Source organism: Streptomyces sp. NPDC008001 (genome assembly GCF_042958085.1).
Classification (GTDB): domain Bacteria; phylum Actinomycetota; class Actinomycetes; order Streptomycetales; family Streptomycetaceae; genus Streptomyces.
On record NZ_JBIBIZ010000008.1, the window covers coordinates 211,135 to 233,779 of the forward strand.

A 22,645-nucleotide genomic window follows, 5' to 3' on the forward strand; every position below is an offset into this window, starting at 1 on the left:
CGACTACGGCCGAGTGCGGCCCTCCCTTTCCGTGAACGGAGGAGGCGCACTTTTCGCTGAGGGGCTTGCCGTGACTTCATGGAATTAAGTCCCGCACCGCATGGCGTCGTGGCAGTCCGGGTGCTAAGTGAGGGGGCCTGCGCGGAGGCGCGTGACGTTTACTTCCACGGCTGGATGCAGGCCGAAGTGCCTGCGCCTCGCGCGCGGTGCGGCGCGGCCGACGGTGCCGGCGAGTGCCTTGTCCGGGTCGGCGCCCAGGGGCCGGCCTCGTGACAAGGGGGCGTTGATGATGCCGGCCTGTTCCTGCCGTCCGGTGGCGTCCTGGAGAGCATCGGCTTGAGTGTGTCGGCAAGCGACAGCCGCTACCGATAACCCTGACATCCACGCGCTACGTGGGCGTATGGCAGGCATGCGAGCTTCCTCTGGGGCGGGACTGGGCAACAGGCTTGACGGGACAAATCAGCCGGTGACGCGAAGCTCGACCACAGTGGCAAGGCGCCGGGGGCTCGGCTCCCCGGCTGACTCTCTCGCCGTCACTCTTGCCGACGCGAATGTGCGGGGTCTTGCCGTCGGCATTCACGAAGGCGAGGACTGCTTGGGTCATCTGTCGGGTGCACAGAAGGTCTCGGATCGGTCTGCCAGTCCTGGGATCCTTCCGCGGTTCTCCTGCGGCCGTAACCATGAATTGCGGTGGAGCGGCAGGCGATGCGGGTGAACATACCATACGGTCTGAGTCGTTAACGGACCCACGGGCGGGAGGGTGATACACCTGACATAGTGTCATGTACGCGGCAATGAGCGCCTTATGGCTAGCCGATCGGAGTGAGCGGTCAGGTTGGTGCGGGTCCCCGAGTCCTGTCGATCCGTTGGCCTCGGCGCCGTCGGCCGAGAGTTGCCGGTCCAGTGGACAGTGGATGGGGTAGGGCGCCTGTCAAACCGTCATGACATATCGAGACCGCATCCGATGGATGCAAGAGGGAGGCGATTCCCGAACTGTGCGCCGTGCGCGCTGATTTTGTCAGCGAAGGGCTGTCCGAGTGGGTGGTTCCCGGCTGTGAACTCCTGTGCTTACCAGTTTTGCTGGTTCACTCCGTCCGATGACGTGGGGCGTTGCACGGTGGCGGGAACGTTCTCCGGGGTACGTGCCCGTGTGGTGCTCTTCGCGGTGACTATGGCTGGCTGCACGCGCCTGCCTCCGGTGGCCGTCCTTAAGTAAGGGTGAGTGATCAGGGGGGTGGCGCATGGTTGCCCGTCATGCACGTGCCGGTCATGCGGGCTCCCGATCATGCCCGATGCCCGACCGTGGAAACTGACCTCACGGATGATCTTGACCTTGATTCCGAAGGGCAAGATCAAGATCAGGGGCAAGATCGAAGGAGTGCTCTCCCTCGTTGCCGGAATGGCGGCCCGCGGCTGAGGCCTCCCGCACATCGGCCGGTCCTGTTGGGAGGCATTCCGTACCAGGGTGGCCTCGATGTGGTTCCGGGCCTTGACGGGGGATCCGCCGGACGGCTCAGCTTAGAGTTCATATGTTGTATGGATGCCGGGCTCCAGAGCTGTGGTCCGGTACGGGGACGGCCGGCGTGCCGTTGCCGGCTAGGCGGGAGTGGATGGGCGTGGAGACTCCGGGGTCGCAGTCGTCGCTGCACCGGGCCAACCTTGAGCGGGTCGTGCGTGCGGTGCGGACGGCCGGGTCGCTCACACAGGCCGAGATCGCCCGGACCACCGGACTGTCGGCCGCGACCGTTTCCAACATCGTGCGGGAGCTGAAGGAGGGCGGGACCGTCGAGGTCACGCCCACCTCCTCCGGGGGGCGGCGGGCGCGCAGCGTGTCGCTGTCCGGCGATGCCGGGATCGTCGTCGGCGTGGACTTCGGGCACACGCATCTGCGGGTCGCCGTCGGGAACCTCGCTCACCGGGTGCTCGCCGAGGAGGCCGAGCCGCTGGACGTGGATGCCTCCGCCGCGCAGGGCCTGGACCGGGCGGAGCACCTGGTCAAGCGGCTGATCAAGGATGCGGGGATCGATCCCGGGAAGATCATCGGGGTGGGGCTCGGCGTGCCCGGGCCCATCGACGTCGAGACCGGAACGCTCGGATCCACCGCCATTCTGCCGGGCTGGGCCGGGACCAATCCGCGGGACGAGCTGGCCTCACGGCTCAGCGTGCCCGTGCACGTCGACAACGACGCGAACCTCGGCGCCCTCGGTGAGCTCGTGTGGGGCGCCGGGCGCGGGGCTGCCGATCTTGCGTACATCAAGGTCGCCAGCGGTGTCGGAGCCGGGCTCGTCATCAATGGGCAGATCTACCGGGGGCCCGGGGGCACCGCGGGGGAAATCGGGCACATCACGCTCGATGAATCCGGGCCCGTGTGCCGCTGCGGGAACCGCGGGTGCCTTGAGACCTTCACCGCCGCCCGGTACGTCCTGCCCCTGCTCCATTCGGCTCATGGAGCCGACCTCACCGTCGCCCGGATGGTCCAGCTCGCGCGGGAGGGGGACCCCGGCTGCCGCCGGGTGATCTCCGACGTCGGGCGGCATATCGGGAGCGGTGTCGCCAACCTCTGCAATCTCCTCAATCCCAGCCGTATCGTGCTCGGCGGTGATCTCGCCGACTCCGGCGAGCTGGTGCTCGCGCCCATCCGCGAGTCCGTCTCGCGGTACGCGATCCCCAGCGCCGCACGGCAGTTGGAGGTCGTTCCCGGGGCGCTCGGCGGCCGGGCCGAGGTGCTGGGCGCGCTCGCCCTCGTACTGAGCGAGATGGGTGATTCCACCCTGCTGGACGCACCCGTTCCGGCCTGATCCCCGTTGCCTGCCCGAGGGCGTCCGGCCGCCGGAGCGCATTCGGCTGGAACTCATCTTGAGTTCACGTAGATAACGAATGGCATCGTTGCCGTCTCGTTAGGGATTTACTTCTTGACGGTGCTCCGGCGGCCGAGTTGACTTCCAGCCACCTCGGCCGCAACGACGCGGCCTCGTCAGGGAGGTTTCTGAAGTGAACACGAATCTGCGTCGTGCAGCCGTGGCCGTTGCGGCCGTGTCGATGGCCGCCGGGCTCGCCGCCTGTGGCAGCGCCAAGGAAGCCGGTGGCGGGGAGTCCAAGAAGGAGAAGAAGGGCCCGCTCACCATCGGGCTCCTCCTCCCGGAGAACCAGACCGCACGTTACGAGCGCTTCGACAAGCCGCTGATCGAGAAGAAGATCAAGGAATTGGCGGGGGCGGACGCCGTCGTCCTCTACGAGAACGCCAAGCAGGACGCTTCCGTCCAGCAGCAGCAGGTCGACACGATGATCACGAAGAAGGTCGACGCGCTGATCGTCGATTCCGTGGACGCGAAGTCGATAGCTTCCTCGGTGAAGAAGGCGAACGACAAGGGAATTCCCGTCGTCGCGTACGACCGGCTGGCCGAGGGGCCGGTCAAGGCCTACACCTCCGTCGACAACGAGCGCGTCGGCAAGATCCAGGGCGAATCGCTGCTGAAGGAGCTCGGCGACAACGCCTCCAAGGGCCAGATCGTCATGATGAACGGCTCCGTCACCGACCCGAACGCCAAGATGTACAAGGACGGCGCCCACTCCGTCCTCGACGGCAAGGTGAAGATCGGCAAGGAGTACGACACCAAGGAGTGGAAGCCGGAGAACGCCAACGAGAACATGAAGGGCGCGATCTCCTCGCTGGGCAAGGACAACATCGTCGGCGTCTACTCCGCCAACGACGGCATGGCCGGCGGCATCATCACCGCCCTGAAGAGCGCGGGCTTCGACAAGCTCCCGCCCGTCACCGGCCAGGACGCCGAGCTCTCCGCCGTCCAGCGGATCCTCTCCGACGAGCAGTTCATGAGCGTCTACAAGCCCTACAAGCCCGAGGCCGACGCCGCCGCCGAGATGGCCGTGGCCCTGGCCCAGGGCAAGAAGCTCGACGGCATCGCCAAGTCCGCCGTGGACAGCGGCACCGAGAAGAAGATCCCCTCGATCATCGTCACCCCCTTCGCGCTGACCAAGGGCGACATCGCCCAGTACGTCGGCAAGGAAGGGTTCTTCACCCATGACGAGATCTGCACCGACAAGTACAAGGCGCAGTGTGACTCCGCCGGTCTGAAGTAGGGATATCTCAGATGTCCGCCACCACCGCGAAGGCCGCCACGGCCGGCGCCACGCCCGTCCTCGCGCTGCGCGGGATCTCCAAGCGCTTCGGTGCCGTCCAGGCGCTCACCGACGTCCACCTGGAGATCCACGCCGGTGAGGTGGTCGCCCTCGTCGGCGACAACGGCGCCGGCAAGTCCACCCTCGTCAAGACCATCGCCGGAGTCGGCCCCGCCGACGACGGCGTCATCGAGTGGGAGGGCAAGCCGGTCACCGTCGACCGGCCGCACGCCGCCCAGGAGCTCGGGATCGCGACCGTCTACCAGGACCTCGCGCTCTGCGACAACCTCGACGTCGTCGGCAACCTCTTCCTCGGCCGGGAGATCGTCCGCGCCGGGGTGCTCGACGAGGTCGAGATGGAGCGCCGCGCCCGTGAGCTGCTCTCCACCCTGTCCATCCGGATCCCCAGCGTCCGGATCCCCATCGCCTCGCTCTCCGGCGGGCAGCGGCAGACCGTCGCCATCGCCCGCTCCCTGCTCGGCGAGCCCAAGATCGTCATCCTGGACGAGCCGACCGCGGCGCTCGGCGTCGAGCAGACCGCACAGGTCCTCGACCTGGTCGAGCGGCTGCGTGAGCGCGGCCTCGGCGTCATCCTCATCAGCCACAACATGGCCGACGTCAAGGCCGTCGCCGACCGGGTCGCGGTGCTGCGCCTCGGCCGCAACAACGGCACGTTTCCGGTGGCGAGCACCACCCAGGAAGAGATCATCTCGGCGATCACGGGTGCGACGGACAACGCTGTCACCCGGCGCCGGGCCCGCTCCGCGGAGGCCGCGGGGGCTACGGAGGCCATGGGGGCGGCGGAGGCCGCCGGTGCCGCCAAGGCGGCTCCGACCACTCAGGACGCCGAGCCCGCCGAGCCCGCCGAGGCCGGCAAAGCCGACAAGGCCGTCAAGGCCGACAAGCCCGAGAAGGAGGCGGGCGCATGAGCACCGAACTGCCTACGTCGTCCACCGAGCTGGCCGCCAATGGTTCCAACGGTTCGAATGGTTCCAACGGCCAGGCCGCCGCCCACGACGCCGTCCCCGCCGTCGACCCCCGCCTCCTCGTCCGCCAAGAGGGCTTCGCCGGCTACTGGGGCGAATTCCGGCGCAAGCTGCGCAGCGGCGAGCTCGGCTCCCTCCCCGTCATCGTCGGCCTGATCGTCATCGCCCTGGTCTTCCAGCTGCGGGACTCGGCCTTCCTCGGCGCGGAGAACCTGAACAACCTCTTCGTCACCGCCGCCGGCACCGGCCTGATCGCCGTCGGCATCGTCTTCGTGCTGATCCTCGGCGAGATCGACCTGTCCGTGGGCTCGGTCAGCGGGCTCGCGGCCGCCGTCTTCGCCGTGCTGAACGTCAACCACGGCATGCCGGAGTGGCTCGCGCTCGTCCTGGCGATCCTCTCCGGCGCGGTCATCGGTGCCCTGCACGGCTTCTTCTTCGCCCGGATCGGCGTGCCCGCCTTCGTCGTCACCCTGGCCGGTCTGCTGGGCTGGAACGGCCTGATGCTGCAGGTCCTGGGGTCCAACGGAACGATCAACCTGGACGACTCCGGGCTGGTCGCGGGCCTGACCAACCACTACTTCAGCGACGTCGCCGCCGCGTACGGGCTGGCGACGGTGGCCGTGGCCGCGTTCTTCCTGGTGTCCTTCCGGGACAGCAGGCGCCGCGAGGCCGCGGGCGTGCCCAGCCGGCCGCTCAGCGAGATCGTGCTCCGCACGGCCGCGCTGGCCGTCCCCGCCTACGTGGTGGCCTGGCTGTTCAACCAGTACAAGGGCCTGCCGCTGGCCGTGGTGATCTTCCTCGGGGTCGTCGTGGCGCTCGACCTGGTGCTGCGCCGCACCCCGTACGGGCGGAAGGTCTTCGCCCTCGGCGGCAGCGTCGAGGCGGCCCGCCGCGCGGGCATCAACGTCGCGGCGGTCCGGATCTCCGTCTTCGCCCTCTCCGGGACGATGGCGGCCGTCGGCGGCATGTTCCTGGCGTCGCAGATCAACGCCGCGAACCAGTCCTCCGGCGCCGGCAGCCTGCTGATGAACGCGATCGCCGCGGCCGTCATCGGCGGCACCAGCCTCTTCGGCGGGCGCGGCAAGACCTGGTCCGCCCTGCTGGGCGTGCTGGTGATCCAGTCGATCGCGTCGGGCATGGCCCTGCTGGGCATCGCCTCCGCGGTCCAGTACATGATCACGGGCGCGGTGCTGCTGGCCGCCGTCGTGATCGACTCCGTCTCGCGGCGGACGCAGAAGACCGCCGGACGGGCGTAGCGCTCCGGCTTGAGACCGCCGGACGGGCGTATCGCTCCGGCTCGGCGCTCGGGCGCCATGCCCGGGCGTAACGTTCAGGCGCAATGCCCGGGCGTAACGCCCCGGCGAAACGCTCATCTGTACGCACGGGTGGGGCCCGGCCTGCACAGGCCGGGCCCCACCCGTGTGCCCGTTCCCTTTCGGCCGGTTTGGGAGCCCGTACACCCGTTCGCGTGATGCAGGTCGCATCACCCGTTCATCGCCACCGCGGGCGGAACATTAGACTCGACTGATCCAGCCGGATACCGGATCGGAGGCCTCCACCGGCGGCCGTACGTTCCGGACGCTCCGGCAAGCGTTTCCACACGCATCCGCACGCACGCACATCTACACACGCTTCTACAGCCGACAGCTCGACGAAGAGGAGGCACGGGTGGCCCTGCTGACCCGCATCAGGGAACCGCGCGACCTGGACCGGCTCGGCCCGGAGCAGCTCGACCGGCTCGCCGCGGAGATCCGCACCTTCCTCGTCGACGCCGTCTCCAAGACCGGCGGACACCTCGGGCCCAACCTCGGCGTGGTCGAGCTCACCATCGCCCTGCACCGGGTCTTCGACTCGCCCAGGGACAAGGTCCTCTTCGACACCGGGCACCAGGCCTACGTCCACAAGCTGCTCACCGGCCGCCAGGACTTCTCGAAGCTGCGCGCCAAGGACGGCCTCTCGGGCTACCCCTCGCGCGCCGAGTCCCCGCACGACGTGATCGAGAACAGCCACGCCTCCACGGTGCTCGGCTGGGCCGACGGCCTCGCCAAGGCCAACCAGGTCCTCGGCAAGAGCGACCACGTCGTCGCCGTCATCGGTGACGGCGCGCTCACCGGCGGCATGGCCTGGGAGGCGCTGAACAACATCGCCGTCGCCAAGGACCGCCCGCTCGTCATCGTCGTCAACGACAACGAGCGCTCCTACGAGCCCACCATCGGCGGCCTCGCCAACCACCTCGCCACCCTGCGCACCACGGACGGCTACGAGCGCTTCCTGGCCCGCGGCAAGGACATCCTGGAGCGCACCCCGGTCGTCGGGAAGCCGCTCTACGAGACGCTGCACGGCGCGAAGAAGGGCCTCAAGGACTTCATCGCCCCGCAGGGCATGTTCGAGGACCTGGGCCTGAAGTACGTCGGCCCCATCGACGGCCACGACATCGAGGCCCTGGAGTCCGCCCTGCAGCGCGCCAAGCGCTTCGGCGGCCCCGTCCTCGTGCACTGCCTCACCCAGAAGGGCCGCGGCTACAAGCACGCCGAGCAGAACGAGGCCGACCGCTTCCACGGCATCGGCGCCATCCACCCCGACACCGGCCTCCCGGTCGCCTCCTCCGGCGCCAGCTGGACCTCCGTCTTCGCCGACGAGATGGTCGAGCTCGGCAAGGAGCGCGAGGACATCGTCGCCATCACGGCGGCCATGATGCAGCCGGTCGGCCTCGGCAAGTTCGCGAAGGCCTTCCCGGAGCGCGTCTACGACGTCGGCATCGCCGAGCAGCACGCGGCCACGTCCGCGGCCGGCCTGGCCACCGGCGGCCTGCACCCGGTCTTCGCCGTCTACGCCACGTTCCTCAACCGCGCCTTCGACCAGGTGCTGATGGACGTCGCCCTGCACAAGTGCGGCGTGACCTTCGTCCTGGACCGGGCCGGCGTCACCGGCGACGACGGCGCCTCGCACAACGGCATGTGGGACATGTCGATCCTGCAGGTCGTGCCCGGCCTGCGGATCGCCGCACCGCGCGACGCCGACCAGGTGCGTGCGCAGCTGCGCGAGGCCGTCGACGTCAAGGACGCGCCCACGGTCGTGCGCTACTCCAAGGGCACCGTCGGGCCGGCCGTCGAGGCCGTCGGCCGCGTCGGCGGCATGGACGTGCTGCGCCGTCCCGCCGAGGGCACGGTCAGGCCGGACGTCCTCGTCGTCTCCGTCGGCGCCCTCGCCCCGATGTGCCTGGAGGTCGCCGACCTCCTCGACAAGCAGGGCATCTCCGCGACCGTCGTCGACCCGCGCTGGGTCAAGCCGGTCGACGAGGCCCTGCCGGGCCTCGCCGCGGAGCACCGTGTTGTCGTCACCGTCGAGGACAACAGCCGTGTGGGCGGCGTCGGTTCGGCCGTCGCCCAGGCGCTGCGCGACGCGGGCGTCGACCTGCCCCTGCGCGACTTCGGCATTCCGCCGCGGTTCCTCGACCACGCCTCCCGCAAGGAGGTCATGGCGGAGATCGGGCTCACCGCGCCGGACATTGCGCGTCAGGTGACGGGGCTTGTTGCCAAGCTGGATGGGCGGCTTGAGGAGGCGCCCGCGGCGGCGTCCGAGGTGGCCTCCGAGGCGGCCGTGGAGCCCGCGCGGGACTAGGGCTTCGCCCGCCCTTGCGGCGCCTTCCCGCGGTGCGGGCCTTTGGCTGTTGGTCGGCTGCGGGTCCGCTGTGGCTGATCGCGCAGTTCCCCGCGCCCCTTACGGGGCGAATGCTCGCCCGCGCCCCTCAAGGGGCGCGGGCGCCGCTCTTTACGGGCCGGTCGGAGCACCCCCTATCCGGGTGGTCCGGGCGGTCCGTCTGCATATGGACCCGTGCGTCCCATCGGGTGAATCCTGTTGATGGTGGCCGGTCAGGCCCCTGTCCGGCCCGGATCATCGCGGACACTCGCTCAGTTCATGGTGGGCGACGGCCAAGAGATGCGAGCAGGTGGAGGTGGGCCGATGAGCACGAGCGAACAGCAACCTCTCGGAGAGCGCGGCGGCAGGCGCGGGGTCTTCCGTACCAAATCGGTGGAGCAGTCCATCCGGGACACCGAGGAGCCCGAGCACGCGCTCAAGAAGTCCCTGACCGCCCTCGACCTCACCGTCTTCGGCGTCGGCGTCGTCATCGGCACCGGCATCTTCGTCCTCACCGGCAAGGTCGCCAAGGAGAACGCCGGCCCGTCGGTCGCGCTGGCCTTCGTCCTCGCCGGCGTCGTGTGCGGGCTCGCGGCGCTGTGCTACGCCGAGTTCGCCTCCACCGTGCCGGTCGCCGGCTCCGCGTACACCTTCTCGTACGCCTCCCTCGGCGAGCTGCCCGCCTGGATCATCGGCTGGGACCTGGTCCTGGAGCTGGCGCTCGGCTGCGCCGTGGTCTCCGTCGGCTGGTCCGGCTACATCCGCTCGCTGCTGGACAACGCGGGCTGGCACCTGCCCGTGGGCCTGCAGGGCACGCACGGGGGCAGCTTCGGCTTCGACGTCCTCGCCGCCGCCCTCGTCCTCGTCCTGACCGCCATCCTCGTCCTCGGCATGAAGCTGTCCTCGCGCGTGACGACCGTCGTGGTCGCCATCAAGGTCACCGTCGTCCTCATCGTCATCGTCGTCGGGGCCTTCTTCATCGACGGCGCCAACTACGAGCCGTTCATTCCGAAGTCCCAGAGCACCACCGCCGGCGGCGATATCCAGGCACCGCTCGTGCAGCTGATGTTCGGCTTCTCCCCGTCGAACTTCGGCGTCATGGGCATCTTCGCGGCCGCCGCCGTGGTCTTCTTCGCCTTCATCGGCTTCGACATCGTCGCCACCGCCGCCGAGGAGACCCGCAACCCGCAGCGCGACGTGCCGCGCGGCATCCTCGGTTCCCTCGCCATCTGCACGCTGCTCTACGTGGCCGTGTCCGTCGTCGTCACCGGCATGCAGAAGTACAGCGACCTGTCCACGGACGCCCCGCTCGCCGACGCCTTCAAGGCCACGGGGCACCCGTTCTGGGCCGGGCTCATCAGCTTCGGCGCCGCCATCGGCCTCACGACCGTCTGCATGATCCTGCTGCTCGGCCAGAGCCGGGTGTTCTTCGCGATGAGCCGCGACGGGCTGCTGCCGCGGATCTTCTCCCGCGTTCACCCCAGGTTCGGCACGCCCTACCGCTCCACGATCCTGCTCGGCCTGGTCGTCGCCGTCCTCGCCGGCTTCACCTCGATCGACGTCCTCGCCGAACTCGTCAACATCGGTACGCTCTTCGCGTTCGTCGTCGTGGCCCTGGGCGTCATCATCCTGCGCCGCACCCGGCCCGACCTGCCGCGCGCCTTCCGCACCCCGCTGGTGCCGCTGGTGCCCGTCCTGTCGGTCGTCGCGTCGGTGTGGCTGATGCTCAATCTGACCGCCGAGACGTGGCTGAGGTTCGCGGCCTGGATGGTCCTCGGCTTCGTCCTCTACTTCGCGTACGGGAGGCGGCACAGCCGGGTGCCGTAGCCCCGGCGGGGCCCGCCGGCGCCCCGGTTCTCCGGCGGGCCCGTTTCTACGGCGGGAGCCTACGGCTGGAGCACGCTCGGTCCGGCCACCTCCGCGCCGAGGGCGGTGACGCGTGACCGCAGCTCGCGATCGGCCGTGACGACCACGCAGCGCCGCCCCGGGGTCCGGGCCGCCACCACGTCGACGATCGTGTCGTCGCCGCTGCCGGCGGCCCGCTCCACGCGCACGCCCGGCACCGAGCCGACGTCCCGGGCCGCGCCCTCGACCACCAGGACGACCTCCGGCGCGTCTCTGAACGGTGCCCGCTCCCCGGCCGCCGCCCAGGCGGCGATGCGGTCCCGCAGCCGTATCGCCGCGCCGCGGCGGTCGCGCCACCAGCCGTCCGGCACCGAGCCGACGACGTTCGCGGAGTCCACGACGAGAAGAGCGCTCATACCCACCAGCCTCGCACGCCCACTGCGGCCGGCTGCCCTGACCGGCCACGATGTTATTGTCGAGGGTCGACGAACGGGCTCCGAGCGCAGCGCGACCGAGGCCGGTGCGAGAGCCGCATGTGAGAAAGGCTGGCAGCGAGTCATGGCAGTGCGTACGGCCACCCCGGTCACCGGCTGGCTACTGAGGGGGAGCGACGGCCGTCTGACGGCTTACGCACCGGCCGAGGGCGGTGTCGTGCGCTGGACCGAGACCCGGCCCGGCGGCCCGGAGTGGACGGGCCCGGAGCTGCTGGAGATGCCCGGCCTGGAGCCGTGCCTGTCCATAGCGCAGGGCCCGAAGGGTTACGTGTCCCTGGTCGGCCTGCGGCGCCGCGACGTCGAGGGGCAGACCGAGACCGACGTCGTCTACGCCACCCAGTTCCAGTCGGGCCGGCCGCCCACGAACTGGCGCTCGCTCGGCTCGCCCCATGGCCAGGACCGGCAGCGCTCGGAGCAGATCGGCGTGCCCGCGGCCGCCGTGGACTCCGCGGGCCTGCACGTCTTCGTGCGCAACGCCGGCGGCGGGGTGTGCGGACGGCGGCAGGACGCCCGCGGCATCTGGGGCCCCTGGACCGACATGAAGGGCAGTCACGTCCTCGAAGGGCTGACCGCCGTCGCGACGCCCGCCGGGCGCGTCGAACTCATCGCCCCCGCGGCCGAGTTCGTGCTGCGCTGGCGGCAGGACGAGGCGGGCGGTCCCGTGCGGCGCGTGCTCAACGTCCCCGCGAAGCCCGCGGCCGGATCCTCCGCCTCCGGGGTCACCGGCGACGACCGCATCACGCACTTCTGGCGGGACGCGGCGGACGGGAGCCTGCGGACCCTGGCGCCGGAACAGGCGTCCGCCGAGGGCACCGACGCCGAGCCGGCCACCGTCTCGGTGGGCGGCACGGGCAGCGGCCCGGTCGCCGTGCTGCACGCCGTCCTCGACGGGCACGAGTGCACGGTGCTGGCCCAGCGAGCGGCCTCCGGGCTGCCGGCCGTCGCCGTATGCCCCAGCGGGGACGAGACGCTCGCGGCGCAGTGGTCGGAGACGGGCGAGGAGTTCACGGGCGCGCCGGCGCTGGCCCTCGACGCGAACGGCCGCGTGACGGTGGCTGTGCTCGGTGCCGACGGCCACTTGCGGGTGGCCCGCCAGCGGGCCGACGAGCCAGGGTTGGCGCTGGGGGAGTGGCTTCGGGCCTAATTGGATAGTTCGGCTCTGTGGATTCTGACAGTAGATGGCAAGGGTTGTGCGACCGGTACACCTGTTGCACAACCCTTGCCATCCGCTAGAGCTGTGAGTCGTGTTGTGCCGAGACAGCTCCCTCTTCATATTCCCACAGGCCGTGGCTTTCGCCTTCGTCCAGTACTGCGCGCAGCTCTGCGTAATCAACGTCGGCGGGAACGTCAATCACGAACAATCCGTCAAACCTCGTGCGGTCGGCGGTCATTCCGAGTGCACTCACAGATTCCTGCAGTCTCTGCTCTCCTGACGTTCCATTCTTCTCGAGGACGATCACCCGCACTGTGGAGTGCCCACCCCATTCCATGACTTCTTCAACCCATGGAAGTTCAGGGTTCCCGAGGTGAACGACTCGGACGGTGTCACCTGCTGCCAGTCGCTTGGCGAAGAGCGGTGGCCGAGTCAGCCGGAAACGGTGGGAGCCCAGAGGCGCTGCACTGATTTCTTCGTACGCGACGGGAGGCCAGTCACCCTCCCGCTTGAGATGAATATGCACAACGCTGCTTCCGGCGGTCATTGGAGCCTTTCGTGCGGTCTTTTTGAATCCTGTTACCAGGGCTGTGGTCCATCGCTCTTCAATCTGTTGCAGTCCCGGCATAGGGCCTGCCCGTTTGATGGATCCCCGGAACCGCCGTGTGCCTTCGGGTCGATGTGGTCGACCTGGGCCTCGTTGCCGGGTGGCTTTACGCCGCTTTGGGACTTCACTGCACGCTCCAGTTCGACCTGGCATCCAGGGTTCTCGCAACGTGCGATTCCATCTGGTTGTTTCTGTGCATTTCGCTGGATAACTTCGTCCTTACCTGCTTTAGTGAAGTCCTTTCCGGCACGAGAGCCGGGTGCGCCCCCACGATTATCCTTGGCCACGAACCCGGGGCGGAGCTGGCACAAGTCATTGTGAACTAGTGTAGTTGCCGCACCAGCCTGGACGTAGAAGGTATGGATCCCGCTGACCGACAGGTTGAATACCTGTTGGACGGCCGTCCACGCGCGCGTTGCCGTGACCTTGACCCACGTGCCTGCCGAAGTCCGGAGCAGTGCTCCAGGCTTGACCTCGCCGGCCTTGGCCCAGGTCTTCTGGTCCTCCAGCCAGAACGGGTGGCCTTCGGTCGCGTTGATGGTGCCGGTTGCGTCGCCCTTGTCGCCGTCGGTGTCGACCGTCAAGTTGACGAGGTGTTTCTCGCCGTTGCCGACGATGACGTCGTCAACAGGCCGGGCTTCTGTCTTTCCTGTGGTCGGGTCGGTCGCCAGGACCTTGTCGCCGGCCTTGACGTCCTTGATGGGTTTGGTCGTGCCGTCGGCCATCAACACCGGGGTTTCCGGAGTGAAGCTGTTCGGGACCTTGCAGGTGGCGCCGGCCAGGTCCTCGGCCTTCTCCGCGGCCTGCGCGCCCTTCCCCGCGGTGGTCGCGCCCTTCTCCGAGACGAACGCCGTCTTCGCCGCGTGCTCCATCTTCATGCCGGCCCGCGCCGCCTTCGCGCCGCGGACGCCTGCCGTGGCGCCCGGCACGAACATGCTGCCGACCGTCGCTACGGTCCACAGGCACGCCTCGACGTCGCCCTTCGTCGCGCATGCGATCGCGTCGTTGACGCCCGTGACCTCGGCCGCGAAGTCCAGCGCCGCCTTCAGGTAGGGCGCCGCCGTCTGGGCGAACTCCGAGACCGCGGTGATCGCGGTGTCGACGGCCGAGACCATCTTGGCGCTCACGTCGGCGACGATCTTCGTGACCTCGGTCGCGACCTTGGCCACGTCCTGGACGACCTGCTTGGTCTCCTGGACGATCAGCGCCGGTGCGTGGGCCGCTGCAGCGACGACCATCTTCATGCCCGCGTAGACCGGGCGAAGTGCCTTGGCCAGGACCGGTATGGGGTTGTGGGTGGCGGCGTACCGTTTCGCCGCCCGTGCCGTGTCGCTGATGTAGCGCTTGCTCTCGCGGTAGATCTGGGCCGCGGATTTATAGATCCGTGCGCCTTGGTTGCGTATGTACCGCGCTCCGGAAGCAACCTTGTTGCCCAGCCACCGTACGCCGGACGAGACCTTCTCCCGGACCCAGTTGACGCCGGAGGAGATCATTCGCTCCGCGTAGTGGTAGAACCGCGTGACCTGCTGTTCCGCGTAGTGGTAGATCTGCGTGGCCGTCTGCGCGATGGCGCGGCCGGCGGACGCGATCTTCCGTCCGACCTTCTTCAGGGTGCCCCGGAGGCTCCAGTGCCCGGTCGGGTCCGTGTTGTCCACCGGGTCGCCGTCACCGTAGGTGTAGGCGTTGGCGCGGATGGACGCAGGGGTCGGGTCGAGGTTGTAGCTGTCGCGGGAGATGAAGGAACCGCCGTCGGCGTCGTACCAGCGGGCGGCCATGGAGACCTGCTGGGTGGACGGGTCGGTCCAGTCGCCCTGGTAGCCGATGGAGACCTTGTCGCCCTGGCTGGCCGTGGTGCGGCCGAAGGGGTCGAAGCCGGTCGACGACGTGAGCTTCTTCGGGTCGGTGTCCTTGGCGTCCAGCGTGCCGACGACATCGCCGTGGCGATCGCTCATCGCCAGGCGGGTGGCACCGTCCTGGGTGATGGAGACCAGCTCGCCGTTGAGCCCGCGGCTGTAGACGCCGCGGCCGTCGGTGACGACCTCGTCGTCGAGACCGTCGTAGGTGTGCTGGGTGCCGTCCCGGTCGACCAGGCGGCCCAGGGCGTCGTACTGGTAGGAGATCTCGCCCTGCTTGGCCAGCTGGCCGAAGGCGTCGAAACGGCTCTCCTCGGTCAGGCCGGACGTCGTGGAGGACTTCCGGGTGCCGCGCGGGGTGTAGCTGTAGGTGGCCTCACCGTTGGTCAGCATCCGGTTGCGCGCGTCGTACGTGGCCTTCCGCTCGCCTGACTGGATGCGGTTTCCGGCGTCGTCCCACGCGTAGCCGGTGGTCTTGCCGTCCTTGTCGGTCCAGGAGGTCAGACGGCCGGCGTCGTCGTAGGCGTACTTCTGCTCACCCGCGTCGGCCGTGCCGGTGGTCTTCTTCGAGACCACGCGGTCGTTGTCGTCGAAGGCGTACTCGAACGAGGTGAGTGTCGTCCCCCCGGTGGACTTGGTGACGTCGGAGACCTGGCGTCCCAGCGAGTCATAGCCGAAGGTGCGGTTCAGGCCGGGGGAGTCAACGCCTTCCAGCGCCCCCGACTTGTCGTACCGGTAGCTGAAGAGCTGCTGCGACTGTGCGTCCTTGACGGACTTCAGCCGGCCGTTCTCGTAGCCGAACACTGCCGTGCCCGCGGCGTCGACCCGGGTGAGCAGACGACCGTTCTCGTCGTAGCCGAACGTGGCGTCGCCGGAGCCGCCCTTCGCGGAGGTCAGCAGGCCACGGTCGTTGTATTCGAAGACGTTCGCCCCCTTGGGGGCACTGGCGGAGGTCATCCGGCCGGCCGCGTCGTACTCGTAGACACGGGAAGGCGTTGAGGCCTCGGCCCCCGTTCCGGTCTCCTGGAGCAGCAGGCCGCTGGGGTCGAAGGTGCGTCGGCGCTCCACCTTGCCGGGCTCGGTGAGCTGGACCGGGTTGCCCTCGGCGTCGTAGGACGTGGTCCAGGTGCGGTCGGCCGGGGCCGGGTGGTCCTTGGTCTCCGCCTCGATCACCGATTCGGGCAGGCCGAGGGTGTTGAAGGTGTAGCGCGTGGTGTTGCCGCGGCCGTCGGTGAAGCGGGTGCGGTTGCCGTTGGCGTCGTAGCCGAAGCTGGTCGTGATCGTCTTGCCCGCGCTCACCGGCTCGACCTGCTTCACCAGCTGGTTCTGCGGGTCGAAGGTGAACTGTGTGCTCTTGCCCTTGGCGTCGGTGGAGGCCGAGAGGTTGCCCGCCTGGTCGTAGCGGAAGCTGCGGTCGCGCAGCGGGCGGTCGTCCTTGTCCAGCCAGAGCTGACCGGTCATCCGGCCCGCCTGGTCGTAGTCCTGGCGCACGGTGCGGCCCAGGGCGTCGCTGTTGCGGATGACGCGGCCGGCCATGTCGTAGCCGGTCTGCGTCTTCACGCCGGCGGCGTCCTCGGTGCCGGTGAGCTGGCCGAGCGCGTCGTACGTGAAGCGCGTGGTGTCGCCGCTGGGCGCGGTCTGCGCCACGAGCCGGTCGGCATCGTCGTAGGTGAAGGTGGTGGAGAAGTAGCGGGTCTGGTCCGACTTGCGCTCCACCGCGGTCGCGGTGCGCTGACGACCGAGGTCGTCGTAGGTGCTCTCGGTGCGGGCCCCGGTCGGGTCCGTCACGGACAGGGTCTCGCCCGTGCGGGAGTAGGTGTAGGACCACACGGCACCGGCACCTGCCGGAACGTTTTTGCCGGGCTCCGTCACCAGGCCGAGCAGCTTCGAGGCGCGCGGCTCCTCACGCTGGACCATCCGCCCGAGCTGGTCGTAGCGGAATCGCTGGACGTTGCCGAGCGCGTCCGTGGTCGCGGTGATCCGGCCCGCCGCGTCGTACTCGTTGCGGCTCACCGGCGTGATCGGTTCGGACGCGCCGGGCGGGGTGTAGGAGGGAGAGGTGCTGGCCGTGGGGCGGCCGGCCTTGTCGAAGGCGACGGAGGAGACCCGGCCCTGCGGGTCCTTGCTCTGGGTCGCCTCGTCGAAGGCGTTGTAGCCGGTCGTGGTGGTCGGGCGGGTCCTGACCGCCTGGGCGTCGCCTGCGCCGTTCTCCACGTCGGCGGCCGGTTCGGTGACGGTCACCTGACGGCCGAGCTCGTCGTAGGTGTACGTCGTGGTGAACGCCTCCGGGTCCGCGCCCTCGGCGTTGCCCCGGGGCTCGGTCTCCGCGAGCAGCAGACCGCGCTGATCGCGCTTGAAGGTCGTGGTCAGCCGCTCCTTGCCGTTGAGCGTGGTCTCGCTGAGCTCCCGGCCGGCGCCGTCGTAGGTGTAGTCGACGACCTCGGAGCTGCTGCTGGAGAACGGGACGTTGGAGCTCTTGCCGGTGTGCACGACGCGCGTCACGTTGTCGGCGTCGTCGTACGAGTAGCTGACCTTGCGGTCGAGCCGGCCCGGGTCCGTCGTGATCGTCTGGGTACGGCCCGAGACGTCGTAGGCGTACGCGGTGACGGTGGTGCCGTTGCCGGTGGTCTTGCGCGTCAGGTGGCCGACGGCGTCGTAGACGTTCTGCTCGAGTTCGACGTCGCGGGTGGAACCGTCCGGCTGGCGCACGCCGAGGGCGCGCACGGACTTGCTGAGGCCGTCGTCGTAGTAGCTGAAGGCTCGGACACGGCCCATGGCGTCGGCGTGCCGGGTCAGGCGGCCGGCCATGTCGTAGGCGTAGGAGTCGGTCACCAGGACCTTCTCGTCGGCGTCCTTGGGCGCCTCCTCCGGGTCTCCGCGCCAGTCGCGCACCCGTACCTCGGCCACCTTGTTGCGCGGGGTGTAGGTGTACTCGGTCCGGGTACCACTCGGGTCGACCTGCCAGGCACGGTTGCCCAGGTCGTCGTAGCCGAAGCTGGTCTCGGAGCCTTCGGCGTCCGTGACCCGCACCGGGCGGCCGGAATCGTCGTACTCGGTGCGGGTCACCCGGGTGGGGTCGCCACCCGTGGTGTCGGCGACCTCGGAGCGGAGCACCAGGCCGTCCGGATCGAACTCGATGGTGGTGAGGGCGGTGTGCGTGACCCCGGTGATCTGGTTCTTGACCCCGGGCTTGGTCGTGGTGACCGTCCGGCCCAGCCCGTCGTAGGTGTAGCTGACGGTCACGCCCTTGGGCTGGGAGTCGCTGACGTCGGTTTCGGTGAGTTTGCGGCCCAGCCGGTCGTAGGTGTAGCGGGTGACCAGGCCCGCCGGGTCGGTGGTCTCGGCCAGGTCGCCGTTGGCGAAGTAGGTGTACTTGGTCGTCTTGCCCTTGGCGTCGGTCATGGACGCCAGCAGGCCGGCCGGAGCGGTGCCCTCGTTGTTGAAGGCGGGGTCCGATCCGGTGGTGAAGACACGGGTGGCCTTGCGGCCGTCCGGTGCGGTCTGCTCGGTCAGCTCGCCGCGGGCGTCGTAGGAGTACGTCGTCCGGTAGGTGTTGTCCGTCGCGTTCGCCGAGCGGGCGTCGCGGGACTCGCTGAGCTTGCCGTTGCGCGGGTCGACCGGGTTCTTCTCGTCGTAGTAGTAGCTGTAGTACGTGGTCTGGCAGTCACCGAGGTCGCGGCAGGTCTTGCGTGTCGCGATGTTGCCCTGGTCGTCGTAGGTCATGTCGATCGCATGACCGTTCTCGTCCATGACCCGGTTCTGGAAGCCCTTGTCGTCGTAGCCGAAGCTGCGGACGCCCATGGCGTTGATCGCGCCGCCGACGAACTCGGGGTCGGGGTAGTCCAGCGGGGGGTTGCCGTCGCCGACGACACCGCCCTCGAAAATGCCGCCCTCGGTGCCGGGACTCGCGGAGACGGTGGGCTTGGGCTTCGCGGGCTCCACCGGCTTGTCGCGCAACGGCGAGACGTAGCGGATGACGCGCCCGGCCAGCGGATCGTAGTCGTAGAAGTGCCGGCGGTTCTTGGGGTCGGTCACCTGGACGGTGCGGATGAGCTCCTTGCCGTACAGACCCGTGACCGGGACCCCCAGCTGCCACTGGCCGCCGTTGTTGTCGGTCAGCTTGTCGACCCGGTCCACGGAGGTGTCGTACGAGACCTCCACGGCCGTGCGGCCGCCGGGCGTCGTCACCTTGGTGAGCTGGTCGGCCTGCCCGCGGGCGACGTAGAGGGCCTGCGCGGCGGCGGTGCCGATCGGCTTGTGGTAGACGGCGACCTCGTCGATGTCGCCCTTGAAGTAGACCGCGCCCTTGGCGGGCGGGGACGGCCAGTCGTAGGCGTAGCCGGAGCCGATCTCGGCGAACCGCTGGTTGCCGTGGTCGACCGGTGCGTCCAGGGTGCCGTGGCGCTTGCCGTCCAGGAACAGGGTCTGCCGGGTGCCGTCCGAGGACAGCACCACCTGGTGCCACTGGCCGTCGTTGACGGCGGTTCCCGTGGTGATGGGGGAGATGCGGCCCATGCGGAACTGTCCGCGCAGTTTGCCGTCCGCGCCGATGTACAGCACGGGCGCGCTGGTGCCGTCGTTGCTGTCGTTGTGCTTGTCGGAGCGGTAGTTCAGCAGCACGCCGCTGCCGGAGGTGCGGAACCACATGCTGACCGCGAGGTTGCGCTGCAGGTTCAGCAGGTTCTCGGGCAGGTCGATGCGCGAGGAGGTGCCGTTGAAGGTGGCGGCGCCGTCCGAGGTGCCGCTCAGGGGGCCGGCGGCGTCGTGGGTGACGTTGACGTACCGGGCCTGGTCCTTGCCCTGGTTGACAGTGACCTGGCTGACGGCGTCGTCGCCGTCCTCACCGAAGCGCCAGTAGGCGTAGGGGCCGGAGTCCAGGGCCACGCTGCGGTAGTGCGAACCCTTGGCGTACTCGTATCGGGTGCACGTCTTCTCGGGGGAGCAGACCTTGGTGAGCTTGTCGCCTTCGTACTCGTAGGTCCAGGTCAGCGGGCTGGTGCGCAGCGGGTCGGTGCCGACCGCGGTGATGTGCTCGCCCGTCCACTGGAAGAACAGGCTCCGCTTGCTGGCCTCGTTGCGGAGCTGGACGAGCTTGCCGTCCGTGTAGGTGAAGGTCTGGGTCAGGCCGCTCGCGTCGGTGACCGTGCCGAGCAGGCCGTCGGCGCGGAAGGCGTAGCGGACGCTGTTCTTGTCGGTGAGCTGCCAGCCGCCGTCCTTGACGGCGGTGAAGACGGCGTCACGGCCCATGGGTGCGGCGAACGACCCGTCGGGGTTGCGACCGAACCGGACCTGCTGGCCGTCCGGATAGGTCAGGACGACATTGCCGGTCCCGTCGTCGTCCGGCGTCACCTTCATGTCGAGGCGCGAGGCCCAGCCCGCGCCGAAGATGTGGTTCGTGGACGGGTCGAGGCTGTTGTAGGTGCGGGCCACGGTGAGGTCCGGGCCCACGGTGGCCACCGAGGCGTCGACCGCAGAGCTGGCGAAGTTGCCGACCTGCGGGTCGAAGGGCTTGTCCGAGGAACCGTAGGGCGAGCCCGCCAGGTGCGAGGTGATGGCCGGCTGGGGCACCGCGGTCAGCAGGGTGGTGTAGGGCAGCTCGGGGCTGACGGCCGCGTTGTCCCTGCTCCAGGGGCGCCACAGATAGGTCTTGGACCAGCGCAGCTTGCCGGCCGGAACGACCCAGCTGCGATCGGGGGACCAGTCGGAGAAGAAGCAGTCCTTCAGCTTGCCGTCCTTGCCGGATTCACAGACCTCGTAGCGGTACTGCAGCGTCTGGCCGGTCTTGTCCATGTCCCGGGCGTTGGCCCACAGCTCCGGCGCGAGCGTCTGGGACTGGTAGCCGTTGGCCGGGTGGAAGGTGTCGACGACCGGCGGGATGGCCAGCACGTTGAGGCCGAGGCGGACCGGTGCGATGTTGTAGTCCGTGAAGAAGCCCAGACCCTTGCGGATCATCGAGAAGTCGATGAGGAACTCGCCCGGGTCACCCTTCTGGATCGTCGCGTCGAGGGTGACGCCGGCACCGTGGGGCACATCCTTGGGGAGCTGCGCCGCGGACACTTCCTTGACGAGCTTGCCGCCCTTGTAAGCGCGGTAGCCCAGCTCGTAGGTGTTGGGGGTCCAGGTCTCGGCGCCCAGGTTGGTCACCTTGATCTTGACCTTGCCGTCCTGGCTCCGGGTGACGGGCGGCTCGGGGTTCGCGCGCTCGACGGAGTACTTGGCGTCGTACGGCGAGTGCGTGACGTAGAGGGACGGCGGGTTGGCGCTGTTGGTGCTGGAGAACTTCTTCCAGCTCGACGTGTCGGATTCCGAGCCGCGCAGGGTCAGGCCGTAGTTGGGCCGGGTGCCGTTGGCCCACTCCTCGACCAGGTCGCGTCCCTTGGAGCCGAGGTCCATGGCCTCCCACGCAGCGGGGCAGTCCGAGCTGGACTGACCCTCGCCGATGAAGCCGTGGGCGAAGGAGGAGCCGGCGATCTTCGAGCCGTAGGAGGGCCCGGGGTAGGTGTGGCCCTTGCCGGCCGTCCACGCCTCGGTGACCGGATGGACGCTCACCTCACGGGGCCGGCAGGAGGCCGACCAGTAGTTGAGGACGTTGAGGGAGGCGCCGAAGATCTTGTGGTTGCGCAGCTTGGAGGCCACGTTCGGGAAGGCGAGGTAGCTCGCGGCCCGGCTGGTGCCGCCGTCGCTCACGGCGCCCACTTTGAGCGTGTCCTCGGAGCCGGAGCTCCAGTTGTTCCCGCCGGACTTCTCGACGTACATGCTCGACGAGGCGCCGACGGGCTCCACCATGGGCGGGTCGACCCGGACGGGAAACGTGCGCTCGGGTGCGGAGAGCCAGTCGCCGTCGAGGTCCACGCGCAGCGCCTGTCCGCCGGCGTGGTTGACGAGACGGTAGTCCACCTTGGTGGATATCGCGCCGTCTCCGGACTCCGGATGGACCTTCGAGTCTTCCATGTAGCCGTGCGGAATCCGCACGCGCTGCTTGCCTTCGGCGTCCTTGAGGACGACGTCGCCGTTGTCCATGGAGGCCGTGAGGCCCTTGGTACGCAGCGGGAAGAGCCAGCTGCGGGGCGCGTTCTTGGACCGCAGGACCATGACCTCCTTGAGGCCGCCGGGCCTGGAGATCAGCTCCAGGTCGGCGTCCTTGAGGACGTCGGGGTAGGTGATCGCGGACTTGTTCTTGTCGTCGGTCCGGCCGGCCGAGCGCTGCGCTCCGTCGAGGCCGAAGGAGACCTCGTGGTCGCCGTCCACGACGAGCCGGGCCAGGTCCTTGGCGTCGGCCTGTGCGGCCAGCCGGATGTCGAGGTTGTCGGCGGCATTGCGCCAGCCACTCGTGTTGCCGTCGCCCGTGCGGACGAGCGTGGAGTCAATGGGCTTCCAGTTGCCGTCGGCGGCCCGGTAGTTCAGCCGCTCCTTGGAGAACTGGGTCGTCTGCGAGCCGTCCCGGTTGCTGAAGGTGCGCTCGAACTCCGACCGCTTGCCGGTGATCTCGCTGCTGCTCTTCGGGTCGTAGCCCTTGACCTCCTTACCGGGGGCAGCCACGACCCTGGCCTCGTTCCGGGCGGTGGCCGCGGGTATCTCCGGGTGCTCCACGGCGTACTTGCCGTGCAGGGTCTGCGGGCCGCGGGACTTGACCGGGTTGGACGCGCCGTCGAGGTGGTCGAGATCCGCCGCACTGCCCCAGCGCTGCCCGTCAGGGCGCTTGGTGTGTCCCTTGACGCCCGGCAGCGAGGGACCGGACGCCGGTTTGGTCACGGCTTCCGAGGGTGCTGCGGCGGTGAACACCAGCATGGCGGCCGTGGCCGCGACGGCCCGGCGCGCACCCGGTCTGGTGGCGAAGAAGCCGCGGTGCCTGAAGCCACCACGGCGGCGACGCGCACCGGATGATCCGGCGCGCCGACTGCCAAGGAACACGGAGAAAACACCCCACCCAT

The 22,645-nt window shown here is 69.1% G+C and carries 9 protein-coding genes and 1 pseudogene; 7 read left to right on the forward strand and 3 right to left on the reverse strand.

Annotated elements, in window-relative coordinates; all coding sequences use genetic code 11:
- The first annotated feature begins 1,616 nt into the window (after nt 1-1,616).
- From ACFZCD_RS22315 to ACFZCD_RS22340, 6 genes and pseudogenes are all read left to right on the forward strand, one after another.
- Entirely contained in the window at nt 1,617-2,798 is a 1,182-nt protein-coding gene (locus tag ACFZCD_RS22315) for an ROK family protein (protein ID WP_391833992.1), read from the forward strand.
- A gap of 193 nt (nt 2,799-2,991) precedes the next feature.
- The gene (locus ACFZCD_RS22320) at nt 2,992-4,098 is read left to right on the forward strand and encodes a substrate-binding domain-containing protein (protein WP_391833460.1); all 1,107 of its coding nucleotides are present in this window, start codon (nt 2,992-2,994) and stop codon (nt 4,096-4,098) included.
- A gap of 11 nt (nt 4,099-4,109) precedes the next feature.
- Nucleotides 4,110-4,910 (forward strand): annotated as a pseudogene (locus ACFZCD_RS22325) (ATP-binding cassette domain-containing protein); the annotation flags it as partial.
- 152 nt (nt 4,911-5,062) lie between these two features.
- Nucleotides 5,063-6,379, forward strand: a complete 1,317-nt coding sequence (locus ACFZCD_RS22330) for a sugar ABC transporter permease (protein ID WP_391833462.1) — start codon at nt 5,063-5,065, stop codon at nt 6,377-6,379.
- Between the two features lie 412 nt (nt 6,380-6,791).
- Nucleotides 6,792-8,744: a 1-deoxy-D-xylulose-5-phosphate synthase gene (gene dxs, locus ACFZCD_RS22335; protein ID WP_391833464.1), complete on the forward strand. Its 1,953-nt coding sequence runs from the start codon at nt 6,792-6,794 to the stop codon at nt 8,742-8,744.
- Nucleotides 8,745-9,086: 342 nt separating this feature from the next.
- Nucleotides 9,087-10,589, forward strand: coding sequence for an amino acid permease (locus tag ACFZCD_RS22340; protein ID WP_391833466.1), 1,503 nt, complete (start codon nt 9,087-9,089; stop codon nt 10,587-10,589).
- A 59-nt stretch (nt 10,590-10,648) separates the two neighbouring features.
- Here ACFZCD_RS22340 and ACFZCD_RS22345 read toward each other — a convergent pair whose 3' ends face one another.
- Nucleotides 10,649-11,023 carry an NTP pyrophosphohydrolase gene (locus tag ACFZCD_RS22345; RefSeq protein WP_391833468.1) on the reverse strand — a complete coding sequence of 125 codons (375 nt, stop codon included), beginning with the start codon at nt 11,021-11,023 and terminating at the stop codon, nt 10,649-10,651.
- Nucleotides 11,024-11,165: 142 nt separating this feature from the next.
- Between ACFZCD_RS22345 and ACFZCD_RS22350 the strand changes: the two genes are divergently transcribed.
- Nucleotides 11,166-12,245 carry a hypothetical protein gene (locus tag ACFZCD_RS22350; protein ID WP_391833470.1) on the forward strand — a complete coding sequence of 360 codons (1,080 nt, stop codon included), beginning with the start codon at nt 11,166-11,168 and terminating at the stop codon, nt 12,243-12,245.
- 85 nt (nt 12,246-12,330) lie between these two features.
- Here ACFZCD_RS22350 and ACFZCD_RS22355 read toward each other — a convergent pair whose 3' ends face one another.
- Both ACFZCD_RS22355 and ACFZCD_RS22360 read right to left on the reverse strand, forming a co-directional pair.
- Nucleotides 12,331-12,801 carry a DUF4265 domain-containing protein gene (locus ACFZCD_RS22355; RefSeq protein ID WP_391833472.1) on the reverse strand — a complete coding sequence of 157 codons (471 nt, stop codon included), beginning with the start codon at nt 12,799-12,801 and terminating at the stop codon, nt 12,331-12,333.
- A 32-nt stretch (nt 12,802-12,833) separates the two neighbouring features.
- Nucleotides 12,834-22,466, reverse strand: coding sequence for a DNRLRE domain-containing protein (locus tag ACFZCD_RS22360; RefSeq protein ID WP_391833474.1), 9,633 nt, complete (start codon nt 22,464-22,466; stop codon nt 12,834-12,836).
- Nucleotides 22,467-22,645: the final 179 nt, after the last annotated feature.